The sequence below is a fragment of the Haloterrigena turkmenica DSM 5511 genome (assembly GCF_000025325.1).
Lineage (GTDB): Archaea > Halobacteriota > Halobacteria > Halobacteriales > Natrialbaceae > Haloterrigena > Haloterrigena turkmenica.
In genome coordinates this window covers 3,272,002-3,291,492 of record NC_013743.1, presented here as the reverse complement: position 1 = coordinate 3,291,492, position 19,491 = coordinate 3,272,002, and the positions used below count along the sequence as shown (strand labels likewise).

General features: G+C 66.9%; 14 protein-coding genes. 6 read left to right on the top strand and 8 right to left on the bottom strand.

Annotated elements, in window-relative coordinates; genetic code table 11:
- The first annotated feature begins 448 nt into the window (after window positions 1–448).
- Window positions 449–5,005 carry a glutamate synthase large subunit gene (gltB, locus tag HTUR_RS15755; protein ID WP_012944322.1) on the top strand — a complete coding sequence of 1,519 codons (4,557 nt, stop codon included), beginning with the start codon at window positions 449–451 and terminating at the stop codon, window positions 5,003–5,005.
- A 60-nt stretch (window positions 5,006–5,065) separates the two neighbouring features.
- On the opposite strand, the gene HTUR_RS15750 is transcribed toward gltB, so the two are convergent.
- The 4 genes from HTUR_RS15750 to HTUR_RS15730 all read right to left on the bottom strand — a co-directional run bounded on the left by HTUR_RS15750 (window position 5,066) and on the right by HTUR_RS15730 (window position 9,362).
- Complete coding sequence (locus HTUR_RS15750; protein ID WP_012944321.1) at window positions 5,066–5,674, bottom strand: peroxidase-related enzyme; 609 nt, start codon at window positions 5,672–5,674, stop codon at window positions 5,066–5,068.
- 80 nt (window positions 5,675–5,754) lie between these two features.
- Complete coding sequence (locus HTUR_RS15745) at window positions 5,755–6,180, bottom strand: GIY-YIG nuclease family protein (RefSeq protein ID WP_012944320.1); 426 nt, start codon at window positions 6,178–6,180, stop codon at window positions 5,755–5,757.
- A gap of 94 nt (window positions 6,181–6,274) precedes the next feature.
- Window positions 6,275–8,176, bottom strand: a complete 1,902-nt coding sequence (locus HTUR_RS26785) for a hypothetical protein (protein ID WP_148225347.1) — start codon at window positions 8,174–8,176, stop codon at window positions 6,275–6,277.
- A gap of 175 nt (window positions 8,177–8,351) precedes the next feature.
- Window positions 8,352–9,362 carry an RAD55 family ATPase gene (locus HTUR_RS15730; protein ID WP_012944317.1) on the bottom strand — a complete coding sequence of 337 codons (1,011 nt, stop codon included), beginning with the start codon at window positions 9,360–9,362 and terminating at the stop codon, window positions 8,352–8,354.
- 175 nt (window positions 9,363–9,537) lie between these two features.
- On the opposite strand from HTUR_RS15730, the gene HTUR_RS15725 reads away from it, so the two are divergent.
- Together HTUR_RS15725 and HTUR_RS15720 are read left to right on the top strand one after the other, a co-directional pair.
- Window positions 9,538–10,527: an NAD-dependent epimerase/dehydratase family protein gene (locus HTUR_RS15725; protein WP_012944316.1), complete on the top strand. Its 990-nt coding sequence runs from the start codon at window positions 9,538–9,540 to the stop codon at window positions 10,525–10,527.
- Window positions 10,528–10,612: 85 nt separating this feature from the next.
- Window positions 10,613–11,674 carry an NAD(P)-dependent glycerol-1-phosphate dehydrogenase gene (locus tag HTUR_RS15720; protein ID WP_012944315.1) on the top strand — a complete coding sequence of 354 codons (1,062 nt, stop codon included), beginning with the start codon at window positions 10,613–10,615 and terminating at the stop codon, window positions 11,672–11,674.
- 64 nt (window positions 11,675–11,738) lie between these two features.
- Here HTUR_RS15720 and HTUR_RS15715 read toward each other — a convergent pair whose 3' ends face one another.
- The 3 genes from HTUR_RS15715 to HTUR_RS15705 all read right to left on the bottom strand — a co-directional run bounded on the left by HTUR_RS15715 (window position 11,739) and on the right by HTUR_RS15705 (window position 15,454).
- The gene (locus tag HTUR_RS15715; RefSeq protein WP_012944314.1) at window positions 11,739–12,560 is read right to left on the bottom strand and encodes an ABC transporter permease subunit; all 822 of its coding nucleotides are present in this window, start codon (window positions 12,558–12,560) and stop codon (window positions 11,739–11,741) included.
- Window positions 12,557–13,507 (bottom strand): ABC transporter ATP-binding protein, encoded by a 951-nt coding sequence (locus tag HTUR_RS15710; protein ID WP_012944313.1) that lies wholly within the window; start codon window positions 13,505–13,507, stop codon window positions 12,557–12,559. Before HTUR_RS15710 ends, HTUR_RS15715 begins: the two co-directional genes overlap by 4 nt.
- Before the next feature lie 108 nt (window positions 13,508–13,615).
- Window positions 13,616–15,454 carry a S9 family peptidase gene (locus tag HTUR_RS15705; protein ID WP_012944312.1) on the bottom strand — a complete coding sequence of 613 codons (1,839 nt, stop codon included), beginning with the start codon at window positions 15,452–15,454 and terminating at the stop codon, window positions 13,616–13,618.
- Between the two features lie 316 nt (window positions 15,455–15,770).
- On the opposite strand from HTUR_RS15705, the gene HTUR_RS15700 reads away from it, so the two are divergent.
- From HTUR_RS15700 to HTUR_RS15690, 3 genes are all read left to right on the top strand, one after another.
- Window positions 15,771–16,373, top strand: coding sequence for a hypothetical protein (locus tag HTUR_RS15700; RefSeq protein WP_012944311.1), 603 nt, complete (start codon window positions 15,771–15,773; stop codon window positions 16,371–16,373).
- Between the two features lie 323 nt (window positions 16,374–16,696).
- Window positions 16,697–17,758 (top strand): glycosyltransferase, encoded by a 1,062-nt coding sequence (locus tag HTUR_RS15695; protein WP_012944310.1) that lies wholly within the window; start codon window positions 16,697–16,699, stop codon window positions 17,756–17,758.
- A 79-nt stretch (window positions 17,759–17,837) separates the two neighbouring features.
- Window positions 17,838–18,248, top strand: a complete 411-nt coding sequence (locus tag HTUR_RS15690) for an HIT family protein (RefSeq protein WP_012944309.1) — start codon at window positions 17,838–17,840, stop codon at window positions 18,246–18,248.
- Window positions 18,249–18,274: 26 nt separating this feature from the next.
- Here the strand turns inward: HTUR_RS15690 and trpB are convergent, their stop codons facing one another.
- On the bottom strand, window positions 18,275–19,426 hold the full coding sequence (gene trpB / locus HTUR_RS15685) for a tryptophan synthase subunit beta (protein ID WP_012944308.1): 1,152 nt from the start codon (window positions 19,424–19,426) through the stop codon (window positions 18,275–18,277).
- Window positions 19,427–19,491: the final 65 nt, after the last annotated feature.

Sequence of the window (19,491 nt, the reverse complement as noted above, 5' to 3'; positions counted from 1 at the left end):
TCGACTCGAGGCGTAACTCGTTTCTCGTCCGCAGTCGGCTCACGTGGAGTCGGTGGCGAGACTGTCCACGAATAGTGAATTCGGTGTAACCACCAGAGCCTAACTCTTTAACCGAATCTTCCTTACGGGAAGAGAGAGTACGAACGGATGTGGTGTTCACTCTGGTGGGTGAGCACTACGTGCCTCTGACACTGCTGCCCTGCCCGGGCAGCGATTCCTTCCCGCTCGAGAACGTCGGTTTTCAAAGACAGTACCCACTTTCAGAGACGGGTTTCGCTTACCAGCTTCGGCGGTGAACGGCCGGTACACGTCCCTAGCGACGGATTACGCTGATCAATTATGATACTTGTATAGAATGCCTATAGGCCTTATATCCGATTATATGTGTTTATAATACACTTAGCCATAATGGGACAGTCTCTTATACCAGTTCTCGTAATGAGGGTGTATGTCACAGTCACAGATAGCGTCATCCGCCGAGCGTTCGCGGGGGCTCGTAGACCCCGCGGACGAACGGTCGAACTGCGGCGTCGGCGTCGTCATGGACCTCGATGGGGATGGGGGACACGATGTCGTCGCCGACGGATTGGAACTACTCCGAAATCTCGAGCATCGCGGAACCACCGGCGCGGAGAAGAACACCGGCGACGGGGCGGGTATCATGCTGCAGCGACCTGACGCCTTCTTCGAGGACGTTCTCGAGACCGATCTCCCCGAGCTCTATGCCGTCGGCTCGCTCTTTCTCCCACAGGACGACGCGGCACGCTCGGCGCTCGTCTCGCTCGTCGAGGAGTCGCTTTCGACCTACGATCTGGAGGTTCTCGAGTGGCGGGACGTCCCGACCGATAACGCGGATCTCGGGAAGACCGCCGTCGACTCCGAACCGGACGTCCGGCAGGTCGTCGTCGCTCCCGAGGACGACATCGATCAGGAGACGTTCGATCGACGCCTCTACGTCGGTCGACGAGCCCTCGAGAACGCCGTCGAGGACGCGGATATCGAGAACAAGGAGCGCTTCTACGTCGTCTCGCTCGACGCGAAGACGATCGTCTACAAGGGGCTGCTGAAAGGCGTCCAGGTCCCCTCTTACTATCCCGACCTGACCGACGAGCGCATGGAGTCGACGTTCGTGATGGTCCACGAGCGGTTCTCGACGAACACGCTCGGCGCCTGGCACCTCGCTCACCCCTACCGGAACATCATCCACAACGGCGAGTTCAACACCATTCAGGGCAACATCAACTGGATGCGGGCCCGCGAGACCGACATCGAGAGCGACGTACTCTCCGATCTCGAGGCGGTCAAGCCGATCATCGACGACCCGGATCAGTCCGACACCGCGAGCGTCGACAACGCCCTCGAACTGCTGATGCAGGACGGCCGCGATCTCGCACACGCCCTGCGGATGCTCGTCCCCGAGGCGTGGCGCGGCGACGACGCGATGGACGAGGATCGGAAAGACTGGTACGACTTCCACGCCTCGCTCGTCGAGCCGTGGGACGGTCCCGCGCTGGTCGCGGCGACCGACGGCGAACGCGTCGGCGCCGTCCTCGACCGCAACGGCCTGCGCCCCTGCCGGTACGACGTCACGTCCGACAACCGCCTGATCATGGCCAGCGAGGCCGGCGCCCTCGATACCGACCCCGAAAACATCGAGGAGCGGGGTCGCCTCCAGCCCGGACAGCTCTTCCTCGCCGACCCCGGAGAGGGACGGGTCATTCCCGACGAGGAAGTCTTCGACGACCTCACCGACGAGCGCTACGGCGAGTGGGTCGAACAGGAACAGGTCCACCTCGACGACATTCGGACGACCGACGACAGCGCGCCCCGGCAGGAAGTCGACGACCTTCGCGACTATCAGGCCGCCTTCGGCTACACCCACGACGAGCTCGAGAACCTGATCGAGCCGATGATGCAGAAAGGGAAGGATCCCGTCGGCTCGATGGGCGACGACACGCCGCTGTCGGTCCTGACCGAGTTCAACCGACCGCTGTTCTCCTACTTCAAGCAGCTGTTCGCGCAGGTCACCAACCCGCCGCTCGACTACATCCGCGAGGAACTGGTCACCTCGATGGAGTCGCGGCTCGGCTACCAGCGCAACTTACTCGACGAGTCCCCCGAGCACGCCCGCCAGCTCGTACTCGACTCGCCGATCCTGACCGACGCCGAACTTGAGTCGATCCGCGACTGCGAGGCCAACGACATTACGGCCGCGACGATCGACATCACCTACGAGCCCGAAAGCGAGGAGCCGGGCGACGGTCTCCGCGAGGCGATCGAACGCGTCCGCGAGGACGTCGTCGAGGCGATCGAGGAAGACGGCCACGACGTCATCGTTCTCTCAGACCGGAACGTCGACGAGGATCGGATCGCGATCCCGAGCCTGCTGGCGACGGGCGGAGTCCACCACCACCTCGTGCGCAACGGGCTACGCAACCACGTCGGCCTCGTCGTCGAATCGGCCGACCCGCGCACCGTTCACCAGTTCGCGACGCTGGTCGGCTACGGCGCCGGCGCCGTCAACCCGTACCTGGCCTACCAGACCATCGCGGACATCACCGCGGGCGAGGACGGCGCGGACACCGAGGTCGCCATCGACGCCTACGTCGGCGCCGTCGAGGACGGCCTGCTGAAGATCATGGCCAAGATGGGGATCTCGACGGTCGAGAGCTACCAGGGCGCCCAGATCTTCGAGGCCGTCGGACTCGATAGCGACCTCGTCGAGGAGTACTTCGAGGGCACCGAGAACCGCACCGAAGGGATCGGCCTCCCCGAGATCGAGGACGACCTCCGCGAGCGCCACGAGACCGCCTTCGTCGACGAGGACGATCCGAACCTCCAGCGACAGGGCGAGTTCGAACACCGCTCGGGCGGCATCCACCACCAGTGGAACCCCGACACCGTCGGCGCGCTCCAGCAGTCCGTCCGCTCGAACGACTACGAGCGCTACCAGGAGTTCGCCGAAAAGATCAACGATCAGCAACAGAACCTCCAGACCCTGCGCGGGCTGCTCGAGTTCGACTCCGATCGCGAGTCGATCCCGGTCGAGGACGTCGAGCCGATCAAGGACATCGTCGAGCGGTTCTCGACGGCCGCGATGAGCCTCGGGAGCCTCTCGCCAGAGGCCCACGAGAACAACTCGATCGCGATGAACCGGCTGGGCGGCAAGTCCAACTCCGGCGAGGGCGGCGAGCCCCCGGAGCGGTTCAACACCGAACGCGAGTGTAACGTCAAGCAGGTCGCCAGTGGCCGCTTCGGCGTCACGTCGACGTATCTCTCGAACGCCGATGAACTCCAGATCAAGATGGCCCAGGGCTCCAAGCCCGGCGAGGGCGGCCACCTCCCCGGCTCGAAGGTCAACGAGATGATCGCCCACGTCCGCAAGTCCACGCCGGGCGTCGGCCTCATCTCGCCGCCGCCGCTGCACGATATCTACTCCATCGAGGACCTGAAGCAGCTGATCTTCGACCTCAAGGCGGCCAACGAGGAGGCGGACATCAACGTCAAACTGGTCTCCGAGGCCGGCATCGGCACGGTCGCCGCCGGCGTCGCGAAGGCCAACGCCGACGTGGTCCACATTTCGGGTCACGACGGCGGGACGGGCGCCTCGCCGCGCACCTCGATCAAGAGCGCCGGCCTCCCGTGGGAACTCGGCCTCGCGGAGGCTAACCAGATGCTCTGTGCGACCGGCCTGCGCGACCGCATCCGGGTCTCCGCCGACGGCGGAATGAAGACCGGACGCGACGTCGCCGTCGCCGCGCTGCTGGGCGCCGAGGAGTACGTCTTCGGGACCGCCTCGCTGGTCACCGGCGGCTGCGTCATGGCCCGGCAGTGTCACAAGAACACCTGCCCGGTCGGCGTCGCTACCCAGCGCGAGGACCTGCGCAAGCGGTTCCCCGGCGAGCCCGAGCACGTCATCAACTACATGACGTTCATCGCGCAGGAGCTGCGCGAGCTCATGGCCGAACTCGGCTTCGAGACCCTCGACGAGATGATCGGTCAGGTCGACGTCTTAGCGCAGCGCGACGACGTCGACCACCCGAAGGCCCGCAACGTCGACCTCTCGGAGGTCCTGGCGGACCCCGGCAGCGACGTCCGCCGTAAGATCCGCGAGCAGGACCACGAACTCGAGGACCAGCTCGACCGCGATCTCATCGAGGCCGCGGCCGACGCGATCGAAGAGCAGGAACCGGTCTCGATCGACGCCGAGGTCACGAACGTCGACCGCACCGTCGGCGCGATGCTTTCCAACCGCATCACCAGCCGCTACGGCGAACCCGGGCTCCCCGAGGACACCATCGCGGTCGACCTCGAGGGCACCGCCGGACAGAGCTTCGGTGCGTTCCTCGCCAGCGGCGTCTCGATGCACCTGGACGGCAGCGCCAACGACTACGTCGGCAAGGGCCTCTCGGGCGGCAAGATCACGATCCGCACGCCCGAGACCGCCGGTTACGACCCGACGGAGAACATCTCGATCGGCAACGTCGCGCTCTACGGCGCGACCGACGGCCAGCTGTACGTCAACGGCGTCGCCGGCGAGCGCTTCGCCGTCCGCAACTCCGGCGCCAAGGCCGTCGTCGAGGGCGTCGGCGACCACGGCTGCGAGTACATGACCGGCGGCGTCGTCGCCGTGCTCGGCGAGACGGGCAAGAACTTCGCCGCAGGGATGAGCGGGGGCGTCGCCTACGTCTACGACCCTGACGGCGAGTTCGAGGCAAAGGCCAACACCGGCATGGTCTCGCTGCACGACGCCCTCGAGGAGAAAGACGAGCAGATGCTCCGACGACTCGTCGAGAACCACGTCGCCTACACCGGCTCCGAGCGGGGCGAACTCCTGCTCGAGAACTGGGAGCGCGCGCTCGAGGCCTTCGTGAAGGTGATGCCCGAGGCCTACTACGAGGCGATCACCGAGCAGGGCAGCGACGACGTCCGCGAGGAACTCCCCGGTGCACCCGACGTGGCCGCCGAGGCCGAATCAACCAGCTTCGCGACGAGCGACGACTGATCGGCTACCCGACCGTTCGTTCCATTCTTTCGGTTGAGCTCCCCGTTCTCGAGCCACCAGTCACTCTCGTCCGAGCGTGTGGAACTCCTCGTTGGGACGCATATCGGCGAACATCGCGAGCCGATTGCTCAGGTTGTAAAACGCCGTCACGGACGCGATGTCCCAGAGCGCTTCCTCGCTGAAGCCGGCCTCGAGAAGCGCCTCGAGGTCGTCCGGCTCGACCTCAGTCGGCCGCTCGGTGAGTTTCACGGCGACGTCGAGCATCGTGCGGTGTGCGTCGTTGATATCGGCGGTCCGGTAGTTCGCGACCAGTTGGTCCGCGAGGAGCGGGTCCTCGGCGTAGATCCGTACGAGCGCGCCGTGAGCGACGTTGCAGTAGTAGCAGTGGTTGACGCCAGAGACGGCGACGACGATCATCTCGATCTCCTCGCGCTCGAGGGCCGTGTCCTCGACGAGCGCGTCGTGGTAGTCGAAGAACGCGCGGAACTGCGAGGGCTTGTACGCCATCGCCGCGAAAACGTTGGGCGTGAACCCGGCCCGCTCGGTCTCTTCCGCGATGCGTTCCCTGAGGTCCTCGGGAAGGTCCTCGAGGTCGGGGACCGGAAACCGTTTCATCGCGTCGTCGCGCAGTTCCGGATCGACCGCATCGTCGGCCTCGGATTCGGTCATAGGTACCGTTCAACACGAATTCACATAACTCGCGGTGGCGGTTCGCAGTCGCGGTCTCGGTCGCCGCGAGCGACAGCGGACTACTCGAAGTAGGGGCGACCGCCTTCGGCGAGAGCTGCCTCGCGAACGACCGCAGCGTCGGCGCTCGGAGGGGTCAGCAGGTGCCCCGAACAGTCGCAGTCCGAGGCCCCGAAGCCGTCGACCTGCTCGCCCGGCAGCGACGCCGCGAGTTCGCACTCCCGGTCGTCGTCGGGGAACGCGATCGCGCTCTCGAGAGTCGTCCCGGGGTGGCCCAGCAGGTAATCGATGTGCCAGTGTCGCGTGTCGCGCTCGCCGCGGGCGAGTTCCCGGTGGCGGTCGATCCGGCCGAAGCCGCCGGGACCGAACGCGCTGCCGACGTAGGCGTAAGCGCCGGCTGGGAACTCGCGCTCGCCCAGCGCGCCGACCTCGAGGGTCGTCGCTCGCGGGACGTCGACGACGAGCACGTAGGTACCGCTCTCGCTCATGGTCGAACGTCGGGTGCGACGCGACAAAAACGAGGTCGGTTCGAAACGCGGGTAGATCGGATCGACTCGAGACGGGCGGAGACGGACGCGGCCGTTAGCGGTCGCGGTTCCAGTCGCGGTTGTGGCCCTGCTCGCCGCGGTCGTCCGCGCGCCGGGACTCCTGATCGTTCGGGCTCCGGTACTCCCGGTCGAACTCCGGTTCGTCGGTCCAGTCGCCCCGCTCGGAGCGCCGGCTCTGGGGCTGGTGCTCGAGGCCGCCGCCGGACCGATTCTCGGGCTGGTACTGCTCGGGGGAGCCGATATCGCTCCGGTCGCCGGTCCGTTGGCCGCCACCCTGCTGTTCGCGACCAGTGCGGGGCTGGCCCTGTCGGTCTTGGTGTTGCTGGCCGCGCTGGCCCTGGCTCTGTTGGTTGTACTGGCTCTGACCGCGATCGGACTGTTGCCCCCGTCCTTGCTGGCCGCGCTGGCGTCGCTGGTCCTGCTGCTGGCCTCGATAGCCGCGCTCGCGGCGATCCCGCTGGTTCTGTTGGTCCTGCATCTCCGCCTCGCCGCGGGGCATTCGTTCGTTGATTCCGCGTTCGCGCCCGCCCTGCTGGTCGGGGCGACGCTGCAGGTCACCCGTCTGTCGAGGCTGCTGGCCGCCCATCTGCTGGGGCTGCTGGCCGCCCTGTGGTTGTGACTGCTGGCGCTCGTGGCGCGCTTCGCCGCCGTACTGGAGGTTCGACTCCCGAATCGCGTCGGTCTCGAAGCCGCTCTGCTGGCCCTGCTGGGATTGGCCGCCTCGAGTCCGCTGGGGCTGTCCGCGCTGGCCCTGTTGCCGCCCCGTCTGCTGGCGGTCTTGTCGTCCGCGCTGTTGACCGCCCGTCTGCCGTCCGCGTTGGCCGCCCGTCTGTTGGCGATTCTGCTGGCCGCTCATTCCTTGGTGACCGCGCTGCTCGCCCGTCCCTTGGTGACCTCGCTGACCGCCAGTCTGTTGCCGACGCTGCTGACCGCCGGTCTGTTGCTGGCGCTGTTGGCCGCGCTGTTCCCGCCGGCCACCGGGGGGCTGCGACTGGGCGCCGCTCTGTCGCCGACGCGCTTCGCCGCCGTACTCGAGGTCCGCGTCGTCGCTCACGTCGGGTTCGAACTGGCTCCCGGGCTGGCGCTGTCGCTCGCGGCGGGACTGTTCGGAGCCGCCGTGGTGCTCGTACTGCCCGGTTCGCTCGCGGGCCTGTCCCTGCTGACCGCGCTGTTCGTACTCCTGAGACCCGCGCTGTGGCGACTGTTGCCCGCGCTGTCGCTCGCCCATTCCCTGACGGTCCTCCCGGCTGCGTTGTCCCTGTTGGCCGCGCTGTCGACCGCCCATCCGTTGGTTCTGCTGGCCACGCTGCCCGTGCTGCTGTTCGCCCATTCGCTGGCGGCCCTGCTGGCCGCGCTGTTGGGGCTGGCCCTGCTGACCGCTCCGACGCTGTTGGTCGCCCATCTGCTGGGGACGCTGCCCGCCCTGTGGCTGAGACTGCTGGCGCTCGTGGCGCGCCTCGCCGCCGTACTGAAGGTTCGACTCTCGGATCGCGTCGGTCTCGAACCCGCTTTGCTGGTCTCGGCCGCCCCGATTCCGCTGGGGCTGTCCGCGCTGGCCCTGCTGGCCGCTCATCTCACGGCCCTGCTGTTCGCGCTGCGTTCGCTCACCGCGACCGGCCTCCTCGCGGCGACCCTGCTGGCGGTCACCGCCGGCGGAGCGTCGGCCGTAGTCCGGTTCGCCGGCGGTCCCGCGGACGTCTTCCTCCGAACTGTGCCACTCCTCAGATCGGCCTCGAGAAGCCTCCTCGGAATCGCCTCGAGACGGGCCGTTCGCACCCGTTTCCTCGCTGCCGCCGCGGCTGTAGAGTCCGTGTACCCAGCCGCGGTCGTCGTGGTGCTGTCGCCCCTCGGACTCGCGATACCGATCGTCTCGCTCGGCGTCGCTCGAGCGGTCGGTGCCTCGGTCTCGTCGGTCGCGGTCGTATCGATCGTTCATGGCTGTGACTGTGGTGACGCTGTGGTCGCTCGGTGATCACTCGTCTCGATGCCTGGCCGTGCGGTGTCGGCGGATTGTGGACGGGGCCGGCACCGCAGTGCTGTCGACACCGTGTGGTGGGCCGCCCGGGCGGATAAAAGGAAAGCGCGCGCTAGCGTGTCCGTGCCCGAACGTGTCAGCGCCGCTCCCGAACGCCCTGCATCTCTCGTGACGGCGGCCCACCGGGCGTCGCCTGTCCGGCGGACTCCACGACGGACGCGACCAGTCCTCGGACCGGTTCGTACTCGTAGGTGATCCACTGGGGGAGGTAGCGGGCGCCGGTCAGCTTCCGGACGCCCAGCTGCCGGAGTCGCGTGTCGGGCTCGAGGTGATCGGCCAGCCGAAGGTCGACGACGCCGTCGAAGATCGATTCGTCCATCGCGACGCCCTCGTCGCCGGCCGTCCAGCCGCCGAAGATCGGGACGTACCGCGCCTTGCAGACCGTCGCCCGCGTCTCCGTGACGAACTCGTGGACGTGGTCCGTCTCGAGGCCGCGGCCGAGTTCGCTCAGCGAATCGATCGCGACCAGTCCGGTCTCGGTCATCTCGAGGTCGTCGAGCGCCGCGTTGCATTCGCGCAGGATCGGTTCGACGTCGGTCGGCTCCTCGATCGGGACGATCGAGTCGGCGGCGGCCTCGCCGACGAACTCGATCCACTCGCCCCGGTGGTCGCGGAACGCGTCGCGGTCGGCGAGCCGGTGGGTGAAGCAGTCGACGAGCCGGAGGCGGTCGTCCTCGAGGGCCGGCAGGACGTTCCAGCCGTTCTCGAAGAAGCGCTCGAGGACCGCCGCCGGCGGCGTGGTCGCGGTCACGAGAACGGCCGGCTCGCCGCGCTCGATGGCGCGCCAGACGAGTTCGGTCAGCAGTTCGCTCCGACGGGTCCCCGCCGTGCCAGAGAGACAGACGAACGAGTCGGCGGGGACGCCGTTGGGAATCAGCGAATCGAGGGGTTCGACGCCCGTGACGATGCGCTTGTACGCGCTCGGATCGGGCATCTCGTCCTCGTCGTCCTCGCTGGCCTCGAGACAGGCCGTCGAACAGAACTGCCCGTCGTCGGTTTCCTCGGGTTCGCTGGGGATCGGATAGTGGCAGTGATCGCACTCGAGGGGATACTCGGGAGAGCGCTCCGGCCGCTGTTGTGATGTCATGGGTAACGTCGGCTACGACGAACGGGGAAAAAGAACCAGTTCGTGCCGAGAGTGACTTTCGGCTGCGTCGAATAGTTACTTCCGACGCGGCGGTCGGCCGGACTCGCCGACGTCGGGCGGGTCGGATCGCCGTCCGGTTCGCCACCGTTTTCCACGCGACCGTCGAGGATCGGATATGGACGACGCACTCGTTATCGGCGGCACGCGCTTTATCGGCCGCCACCTCGTCGAAGAGCTACTCGAGCACGACTACGACGTGACGATCCTCAATCGAGGGAGCCACGAGAACCCCTTCGTGGACGACGACCGGGTCGACCGCGTCGAGGGCGACCGGGCGAACGAAGCGGCCCTCGAGGCGGCCGCGACGACCATCGACCCCGACGCGGTTTTCGACTGCGTGGCCTACCAGCCCCGGGACGTCCGCGAGGCGACGCGGATCTTCGAGGACTGCGAGGCCTACGTCTACGTCTCCAGCGGCTCGGCCTACGGCCGCGAGGACATTCCCAAGCGAGAGGACGAGACGCCCCTCGAGCCCTGTACGCCCGATCAGGCGACCGACGACTCGAGCGAGAGCTACGGCAATCGGAAGGCCGAGGGCGACCGGGCCGTCTTCGCGGCCGCCGAGCAGGGGGTGAACGCGATGAGCGTCCGTCCGCCGGTCGTCTACGGTCCCCACGACTACACGGAGCGCCTCGACTGGTGGATCGACCGCGTGAACCGCTTCGACCGCGTCGTCGTCCCCGGCGACGGCACCAACGTCTGGCACCGCGCGTACGTCGAGGACGTCGCCAGCGCGCTCCGGATCGTCGCCGAGCGCGGCGAGCCCGGCGAGGCCTACAACGTCGGCGATCGACGGCTCGTGACGCTCGCGGAGATGGTCGAACTGATCGCCGACCGGCTCGCGACCGACATCGAAATCGTCACCGCCGGCCCGCGCGAACTCGCCGCCGGCGACATCGAACTCGACGACTACGTGCTCTATCGGGACTACCCACACGTCCTCTCGACGGCGAAACTCGCCGATCTGGGCTGGGAGGCGACGCCGCCCGCCGAGGCGATGGAACGGGCGGTCGACGCCCACCTCGAGAGCGACCGCGACGGGAGCGAGCACGGCCCCGATCGGGACGCCGAGGAACGCGTGCTGGGGATTCTGGACACCGTCTGACGGCCAACGGACGGCGTGGATCGGGGTCGGGCCCCGACGGATACGACAGGAAAAACACATGGCCCACGGGTGAGTCTGGGTGAGTATGTTCGAGAAGTCGACGTGGATTCGCCTGCCGCGCAACGTCGTGGTCGGGCACGGCGTCATCGACCGAGTCGTCGATGTCGTCGACGATCTGCACCTGCAGGGGCGGCCGCTGTTCGTGACCAGTCCGACGCCGAAGGACGTCGCCGCGGACCCGATCGCCGCCGATTTCGAGGCGGCCGGGATCGATCCCGCCGTCGTCACCGTCGAGACGGCGTCCTTCGAGGCCGTCGAGAACGTGATCGAGACCGCCGAAGCCGCCGAGGCCTCCTACCTGATCGGCATCGGCGGCGGCAAGGCCATCGACATCGCCAAGATGGCCAGCCACCACCTCGAGATGGGCTTTCTGTCGGTGCCGACGGCGGCCAGTCACGACGGCGTCATCAGTAATCGAGGCTCCGTCCCGGACGGCAACACCCGCCACAGCGTCGCGGCCAAGCCGCCGCTGGCGGTCGTCGCCGACACCGAAGTGCTCTCGCAGGCCCCGTGGGAACTGACGACCGCGGGCTGTGCCGACATCATCTCCAACTACACCGCGGTGATGGACTGGCGACTCGCCAAACGGCTCAAGGACGTCGAATACTCCGAGTACGCCGCCGCGCTCTCGGAGATGACTGCCGAGATCTTAGTCGACAACGCCGACCTCATCCGCCCGGGACTCGAGGAGTCGGCCTGGGTCGTCAGCAAGGCGCTGATGTCCTCGGGCGTGGCGATGAGCATCGCCGACTCCTCGCGGCCCGCCAGCGGCGCCGAACACCTCTTCTCGCACCAGTTGGATCGGCTAGCGCCCGATGCGGCGCTGCACGGCCATCAGGTCGGTGTCGGCTCGATCATGACCGCCTACTTACACGGCGGCGAGGACGGCATCTGGCGGGACATTCGGGACGCCCTCTCGAGCATCGACGCGCCGACGACCGCCGCCGAACTCGGAATCAACGACGAGACGGTTCTCGAGGCCCTGACGACCTGCCACGAGATCCGCGACCGCTACACGATCTTAGGCGACGGGATGAACGAGCGGGCCGCGATCGAGGTCGCGACGAAAACGGGCGTCATCGACTGACGCGATAGTTCAACTGCCGACGGGCGGCACTCGAGGGGCGACAGTCGGACGTTGGATTCGGCGATCAGCCCAGATCGGCGCGCTCGAACCGCCAGATGCCGAGCACGAGCGGGACGACCAGCCAGGCGAGCAGGATGACGATCATCACTTCGCCCTCGAGGTACCACGGACTGTCCGGCGCCGTTCGGCTGGCTTGGGACGGAAAGACGAGATCCATCGCGCCGAAAAACGCCATCAGCGGACTCATGACCGCTTCGATGAAGGTGAGGGCGTTCCGGGAGAGCTCGAGGCTGAAGATATCGTTGAGGATCCAGTCGAGCGCGAAGCTCACCATTCTGAACAGGGCGAGGACGGTCGTCACGAAGAAAAAGCCGATCGTCCCGCCCATCGCCCGCGATCGCGAGGCCGTCGCGGCGGAGATACCGACCGCGACCGAGACGTACGTCAGGGTGAACAGGATCGTCAACGCGAGCGCTCCGAGGAACATTTCGACGTCGATCGACGGATACCAGAGGACCCCGAGAACGGCGCCGATCCCGAATCCGACGAGGATCGATCCCACGACGACGGCCGAGCGGGTGAGAAACTTCCCGAGGACGACGTCGCGGCGACTGTTCGGGATCGAGAGCATGTACTTGATGCTCCCGGACTCGCGTTCGCCGGCGATGGCCAGGTAGGCGGTCACGAGCGCGACGAGGGTGAGGATCATCGCTCCGTTGCCGGTCAGTCCGGTCAACGCGTAGTAGAACTCGGGATCGTCGGCGTTGTTCTGACCGAAGTAGAACATCAACACCGCGATGAGCACGTAGAGGCTCGAGACGAACCAGACGATCTTGGCTCGCCGAACGTCGAGGAAGTCCTTCTTCGCGACGGCTAACGTGCTCATGCCGACACCTCCGGCGCGGGAACCGCTTCGTCTTCGGTCGCGCGTTCGCCGTTCGTGTAGCTGTTGAAAAGCTGCTCGAGGGAGGTGTCCTCGGAGATGATGTCCTCGACGGTCGTCGCCTGCGCGACGCGCTCGACGACGTCGACCTTGGCCGAGGGGTCGGCGCAGGTCGCCGTGATCGTCGTCCCCTCGACGCTGACCGAGCGGACGCCCTCGAGCGAGTCGAGGGCGAGCGAATCGGGAACGGCGGCGACCTCGAGCGAGATCGGCGCGCCGAGGTCGAGGTCGCCCTGCAGGTCGTCGAGCGTGCCGGTCGCGACGAGGTTCCCCTCGTTCATGATCCCGATTCGATCACAGACGGCCTCGACCTCGCCGAGGATGTGACTCGAGAAGAAGACCGTAGTCCCCCGTTCGGCCTCCTGCTGGATGATCTCGCGCATCTCCTGCATTCCCGTGGGGTCGAGTCCCGAAGAGGGTTCGTCGAGGATGAGGAGGTCGGGGTCGCCGACCAGCGCCATGCCGAAGCCCAGTCGCTGGGTCATCCCCTTCGAATAGCCGCCGGCGGCTCGATCGCCGTCCTCGCTGGTGAGTCCGACCCGTTCGAGGAGGGCGTCCGGGTCGTCGTCGGTTCCCTTAGTGTCGATGACCCACTGGAGGTGTTCGCGCGCGGTGAGTCGGTCGTAGACGCTCGCACCCTCGGGGAGGACGCCGATCCGGTGGCGGATCTCGTCGGTGTCGGCCTGCGCGTCGAGGCCGAGCACCGTCGCGGTCCCCTCGGAGGGGCGCACGAAGTCGAGCAGCATGTTGATCGTCGTCGACTTCCCGGCGCCGTTGGGTCCGAGAAAGCCGAAGACTTCGCCTTCTTCGACGGTCAGGTCGAGGCCGTCGACCGCGAGGACGTCCCCGCCGTACCGTTTGGTCAGGGCGGTCGTTTTGATAGCGGGCATACATGTATCTCCAGACCACTGAACTGTAAGTCTTGCTAAGGTAATGGGGAACGATTAACGTCCGACACGGACTAACAAAACCGGCGGCCCGAATCCGTCTCGAGTCGATCAGACGTGCTCGTCGAGGAAGTCTGCGATCGCAGAGTAGGCCTCGATGCGGTTCTCGAGTTTCGAGAAGCCGTGGCCTTCGTCCTCGAAGATCAGCTTTCGGACGGGGACGCCCTGTTGCTCGGCCTTCTCGGCGATCTGTTCGGCCTCGCCGACGGGGACGCGCGGGTCGTTCGCGCCGTGGAGGACGAACAGCGGCGCCTCGATGTTCTCGATGTTGTTCGTCGGCGAGATCTCCTCTAAGAACTCGCGGTCCTCCGCCAGCGAGCCGTACTCGGCCTCGCGGAGTTCGCGGCGCCAGTCGCCCGTATTTTCGAGGAAGGTGACGAAGTTGGCGATACCGACGACGTCGACGCCGGCCGCCCAGAGGTCGGGGTACTCGGTCAGCGCGGCCAGCACCATGAAGCCGCCGTAGGAGCCGCCCTTGGCGGCGATCCGATCGGGGTCGACGGCGGGGTGGTCCTGCAGCCACTCGACGCAGGTCGCGATGTCGGCGACCGAATCCATCCGCTTCTCGACGTCGTCCAGCGCGGCGTAGTTGGCGCCGTAGCCCGCGGAGCCGCGGACGTTCGGCTCGAAGTAGGCGTACCCTCGGTCGAGGAAATATTGCTTGACGGAGGAAAAGGAGGGGCGGCGCTGGCTCTCGGGGCCGCCGTGGATGTCGACGATGACGGGGACGCCGTCGCCGTCGTTTGCATCCCCTTCCTCGTAGTCGTCAGGGAGCGTGAGAAAGCCCGGCACTTCCAGCCCGTCGAAGCTTTCGACGTGGACGAGGTCGGACTCGTCGAACGATTCAGAGGGGATGCCCGCCGTCGGTGCGTGCGTCCACTGCTCGGTCTCGCCGCTCTCGACGTCGACCACGAAAACGTTCGTGTTGACCGTGTCGCCGGTCGTCGACAGCGCGAAGCGCTCGGCGTCGGGATCGAAGCTCACGCCGCCGGAGATCCCGCCCGGCAGATCGGGTTCGGGAAACGTCTCGAACTCGGTGGGATCGCTCTCGTCGAATTTACCCACGGTGAGATCTGTGTAGCCCTCCACGTTCCGGGAGTAAACGAACCGGCCGGTCTCGTCGTCCAGCGCGATGCCGCCGACGTTCCATCCGTCGCCGTCGGCGACGGTTTCGAGCGCTTTCGTCTCGAGGTCGAGATACGCGAGATAGAGCGTGTCGGCGTCGCCCTCGTCCGTGACGAGATAGATTCCCTCGCCGTCCGGGGCCCAGCTGGCGCTCTGATAGCGGACGTCGCCTTCGTGGGGAGTGAGGTGCTCGAGGCCGGGCTCGTCGTCCTCGAGGTCGAGCACGTAGAGGTCCTGGTCGAAGTTGGAGTACGCCTGCGAGACCAGCAGCCGGGAGTCGTCGGGACTCCACCCCGACAGCGAGAGCCAACCGTCGCCCTCGTAGACGAGGTCGGCGTCGTCGCCCGTTTCGTCCCGATCCTGTACGTAGATGTCGAAAACGGACTCGTCGCGGCGGTTGGAGGCGAAGGCGAACCGCTCGCCGTCGTGGCTCCAGCCGCCCCATCGGTGCTTGGCCTCGGGCATCGCCGTTACGTTCTCGATCTCGCCCGTCTCGGCGTCGAGTGTGAATAACTGGGCGCGCTCGTTGCCCCCCTCGTCCATCCCGAAGATCAGTTCCGGCCGCTCCGGCGACCACGAGGCGAAGGTCACCCGCTCGTCGTAGAAGGTCCGCTGTTCGGGCCACGCGCGCGGCTCCTCGAGCGTCCAGACCTGCGGGGTCCCGGTCGTGTTCATCAGGAAGGAGAGGCGCTCGCCGTCGGGACCGAAGGAGGTTCCGTAGGCGCTTCGAATATTGAGGTAGCGTTCGATCTCGTAGCTGCCCATACACGGGGATGACGCCTCGAGTGGGTAGTGGTTTGGGTTGAGGCGACGTCGTTACCGGGGATCGACGGGTCCCGACCGTTCACCGCCGGTCGCAGTCGAGAGGGATCGCGCGCCGAACCGTGTTGTCCGAAATCGGTTCGGCATCGTAGCGCGGCTAGGGTGATCTTACAGCGGCGGGCGATCGAGTCCCGCGGACGAAACGAACGATTCCGGTGTCTGCGACGCGCACGCCCGCGCAGATCGCCGTTCAACTCGACGACTCGTCGCCTGATCGCAACGCGTAACAAACTGCCTCGAGCCGAAAGCCTGCGATACGATGCAAGATACTGGGGGCGAACCCGACGCCGGCGAGCGCGTCTCGACCGGCGCGGTCCTCGCGATGGTAGTCGTCGTGCTCGTTGCGTTCGGGCTGACGATCGCCGCGATCGGCGTCGGGTTTTCGACGGGCGAGTCGGAGACCACCGACAGCGAGGAGTCGGTCGATATCGACGACCTCGAGGACGACGGGGCCGCGGCCGAGAACGACACGACTGCGGCCAACGAAACCGACGACGAGGGCGATGCAGCCGACGACTCACCGGATCGAGGCGACGGAGATGAAAACGATTCGGACGGAGACGGTTCCGGTGAGGACGGTACAGATGAGGGGAACGATTCGGACGATGAAACTAGCGAGACGGACAGTGACGAGACCAACAACACGGACAGTAACGAGTCGGGCGAGGACTCCGAAACCGGCGAATCTGAAGGTACTGATAACGAATCCGACGCGGCCGGTGAATCCGAGGGAGACGAAGCCAACGACAGTACGGGAGACACGACGGCCCCGTCAGAACGCGACGGTGACGACGGGAATTCGATCGTCGACCGAATCACCGGCTTCTTTAGCGATATGCTCCCGGTCGTTGACGACGAATGAGGGGTTCGAACCGGTCCCAGACCGCTGCTAGCGTCCGAACCGATTCGTGCTCGCCGAGCCGGCCAGCGTCGTCTGGTCGACACTGTTCCTACGAATCGACAGGACGCCGAGAACGAAGTCGAAAACGGCAGCGACAACTGATCGGAGCGATCACGAACCGCGACCCGACGACTAATTTCTCGCGTCCGTTCACGTCGACCAGATAGCAGACCCGCTCGAGTCACGTCGATACGTGCCGAAATCGCCGGCGCGACGAGCGCGATGGGCCGTCGAACGCAACGAAAAAAGTGATTTTATAGCCTGGGGGTACGTGGCGACCGAGTATGCGAATCGCGTTCGTCTCGCTCGAAACGGTACACCACCGCGATACCGAGACGAACCGGCGCCTCCAGTCGACCCTCGAGCTCCTCCGCGACGCGGGCCACGACATCCACCTGTTCTGTGCCCGGTTCTGGGACGACGACTCGCCGACGCTCGAGCGCGACGACGTCACCTACCGGGCCGTCACGGACGACCCCGACGCACGGCGCTCGTTTTGCCTGCGGCTCCCGTTCGACCTCGCGGCGGCCGGGCCGGATATCGTCCACGCGAACGCGCACCCGTCGACCGCGCTGCTGGCGGCCGGCTGGGGGGCGCGGCTCGCGCGGGCGCCGCTGGTCGCCGAGTGGTACGGCGACGGTGGCGTCGCCGACGACCGGTGGACCAGACGAGCGGCGAAGCGAGGCGATCGGATCGTCGCGCCCTCGGAGCTCGTCGCCACGTGGGTCCGCGAACGCGGTGCCGACGGCGACCGCGTCGAGACGGTTCCCAACTCGATCGACCTCGAGCGCGTTCAGGAGGTGACGCCCGACGACCGCGTCGACGTGGTCTACGCCCGGCGGCTCGACGAGGGGGCGAACTTAGAGAGTCTCCTGCTCGGGCTGGCGGAACTCCGCGGTCGCGACTGGACGGCGACCGTGATCGGCGACGGGCCCGAGCGCGAGGCCTACGAGCGACTCGCGAGGGACCTCCGAATCGAGGACCGGCTCTCCTTCGTCGGCGACTGCTCGCTCGAGGAGCGGATCGCGGCCTACCGCGGGGCACACGTCTTCGCGCAGACGGCCGAACACTGCGTGTTCCCCACGGAGATGCTGTGGGCGCTGGCCGCCGGCTGCGTCGGCATCGTCGAGTACCACGTCGACTCGAGCGCCCACGAACTCGTCGAGGGCTGGGATCGGGGGTTCCGGACGACCAGCGAGGACGAGCTCGCCGACGCTATTCTCGCAGCCGGCGACCTCGAACACCGGACGTTCGACGACCGGTTCGCCGACTACGATCGGTCGGCGGTCGCCGAGCGATACCTCGAGCAGTACCGGACGCTCCAGGCGGAGTACGGCCTGTTATAGGCCGTCGCCGTCGGTCGCGACGATCGGTCGATCGTTTCGGTTGGGATACCTATATGTTCGCTCGCTCGAGTGTTCGACTATGACCGACGACTGCGAGTTCTGCCGGATCGCCGCCGGCGAGCGGTCGGCCCACGTGCTCGCCGAGACCGATCGAACCGTCGCGTTTCTCGACGAGAACCCCGCCGTCACGGGCCACGCGCCCGTCGTCCCGAGAGAGCACACGGAAGAGTTGCTGACGACCGACGAGGCGGTGTCGTCGGCCGTCTTCGAGACAGTCCAGAGGGTCGCCAACGCGATCGAGGAGACGCTCGACCCCGAGGGCTTCAGCGTCTTTCACACCAGCGGGCCGCTGGTCGGATCCGTCGAGCACGCCCACGTGCACCTGCTCCCGCGAACGGCCGAGGACGGCGTCTCGGTGTCGCTGACGCGGGACCGACTCGATCCCGAGACGGCCGCGACGCTGACGGATCGCGTCAGGGAGGTGCTGTAAGCGCCAGGTTGAGCGCTGTCGGGCGCCTATAGCTCGAATTTCGAGGCCGCGGTCTCCATGTCCTTGTCGCCCCGGCCGGAGAGGTTGACGAGGATCGTCTCGTGGTCGCCGTCCTCGGCCAACTGGATCGCCCGCGCGATCGCGTGGCTGGACTCGAGAGCCGGGATGATCCCCTCGGTCTCGCTCAGTTCGCGGAACGCGGCGAGGGCTTCCTCGTCGGTGATCCCGGTGTACTCACACCGCCCGATGGCGCGGAACATGGCGTGTTCGGGGCCGACACCCGGGTAGTCGAGTCCCGCGGAGACCGAGTGGACCTCGACGTCGTCGTCGAGCACGCGCGTCTTCATCCCGTGGATGACGTCGTCTTTCCCCTGTGCCAGCGGCGCGGCGTGGCGGTTCGAGTCGCTCCCCTCGCCGCCGCCCTCGGCGCCGTAGAAGTCGACGTCGTCCTCGCGGAAGGCGTGGAAGAGCCCGATGGCGTTCGAGCCACCTCCGACGCAGGCGACTGCGGCGTCGGGCAACTCGCCCGTCCGGTTCTGAAACTGCTCGCGAGCCTCGCGACCGATGACGCTCTGGAAGTCCCGGACCATCCGCGGGAACGGGTCGGGACCGACGACGCTGCCCACGAGGTAGTGAGTGTTCTCGACGTTCTCCGCGAAGTCCTCGAGGGCCGCGTCGACGGCGTCGGCCAACCCTTCGCCGCCGCGGGTCACCTCGTTGACCTCGGCGCCCATCAGCCGCATCCGGAAGGCGTTCATCTCCTGGCGCTCGACGTCTTTCTTCCCCATGTAGATCTCCGTCTCGAGGTCCAGCAGGGCGCCGACCATCGCGGTCGCGGTGCCGTGCTGGCCGGCGCCGGTCTCGGCGATGAGCCGCTCGCGGCCAGCCCGCTTGGCCAGCAGGGCCTGGCCGAGCGCGTTGTTGATCTTGTGTGCGCCGCCGTGGAGCAGGTCCTCTCGCTTGAGGTAGATCTCGGCGCCGTACCGGTCGCTCAAATTGCTGGCGTGGTACAGCGGCGTCGGTCGCCCGGCGAACTCCTCGAGGAGCCCGCGCAGTTCCGATTGGAAGTCGTCGGTATCGGCGACCTCGTCGTAGGCGGTCGCGAGCTGCTCGAGTGGGTCCTGCAGGAGGTCGGGGACGTGTCGTCCGCCGTATCCCTCGAAAGCGCCGTCGGACATACGTTCGCAGTGACGCGCCGACGGCAAATAGATTCCGTGCGCGAGCCCCGATTCGATCGCACTTT

Bases quoted from the DNA above. Each gene is read 5' to 3' on its own strand.
- gltB (WP_012944322.1), top strand. From the start codon at position 449: ATGTCACAGTCACAGATAGCGTCATCCGCCGAGCGTTCGCGGGGGCTC.
- HTUR_RS15750 (WP_012944321.1), bottom strand. From the start codon at position 5,674: ATGACCGAATCCGAGGCCGACGATGCGGTCGATCCGGAACTGCGCGAC.
- HTUR_RS15745 (WP_012944320.1), bottom strand. From the start codon at position 6,180: ATGAGCGAGAGCGGTACCTACGTGCTCGTCGTCGACGTCCCGCGAGCG.
- HTUR_RS26785 (WP_148225347.1), bottom strand. From the start codon at position 8,176: ATGAACGATCGATACGACCGCGACCGACGAGACCGAGGCACCGACCGC.
- HTUR_RS15730 (WP_012944317.1), bottom strand. From the start codon at position 9,362: ATGACATCACAACAGCGGCCGGAGCGCTCTCCCGAGTATCCCCTCGAG.
- HTUR_RS15725 (WP_012944316.1), top strand. From the start codon at position 9,538: ATGGACGACGCACTCGTTATCGGCGGCACGCGCTTTATCGGCCGCCAC.
- HTUR_RS15720 (WP_012944315.1), top strand. From the start codon at position 10,613: ATGTTCGAGAAGTCGACGTGGATTCGCCTGCCGCGCAACGTCGTGGTC.
- HTUR_RS15715 (WP_012944314.1), bottom strand. From the start codon at position 12,560: ATGAGCACGTTAGCCGTCGCGAAGAAGGACTTCCTCGACGTTCGGCGA.
- HTUR_RS15710 (WP_012944313.1), bottom strand. From the start codon at position 13,507: ATGCCCGCTATCAAAACGACCGCCCTGACCAAACGGTACGGCGGGGAC.
- HTUR_RS15705 (WP_012944312.1), bottom strand. From the start codon at position 15,454: ATGGGCAGCTACGAGATCGAACGCTACCTCAATATTCGAAGCGCCTAC.
- HTUR_RS15700 (WP_012944311.1), top strand. From the start codon at position 15,771: ATGCAAGATACTGGGGGCGAACCCGACGCCGGCGAGCGCGTCTCGACC.
- HTUR_RS15695 (WP_012944310.1), top strand. From the start codon at position 16,697: ATGCGAATCGCGTTCGTCTCGCTCGAAACGGTACACCACCGCGATACC.
- HTUR_RS15690 (WP_012944309.1), top strand. From the start codon at position 17,838: ATGACCGACGACTGCGAGTTCTGCCGGATCGCCGCCGGCGAGCGGTCG.
- trpB (WP_012944308.1), bottom strand. From the start codon at position 19,426: ATGTCCGACGGCGCTTTCGAGGGATACGGCGGACGACACGTCCCCGAC.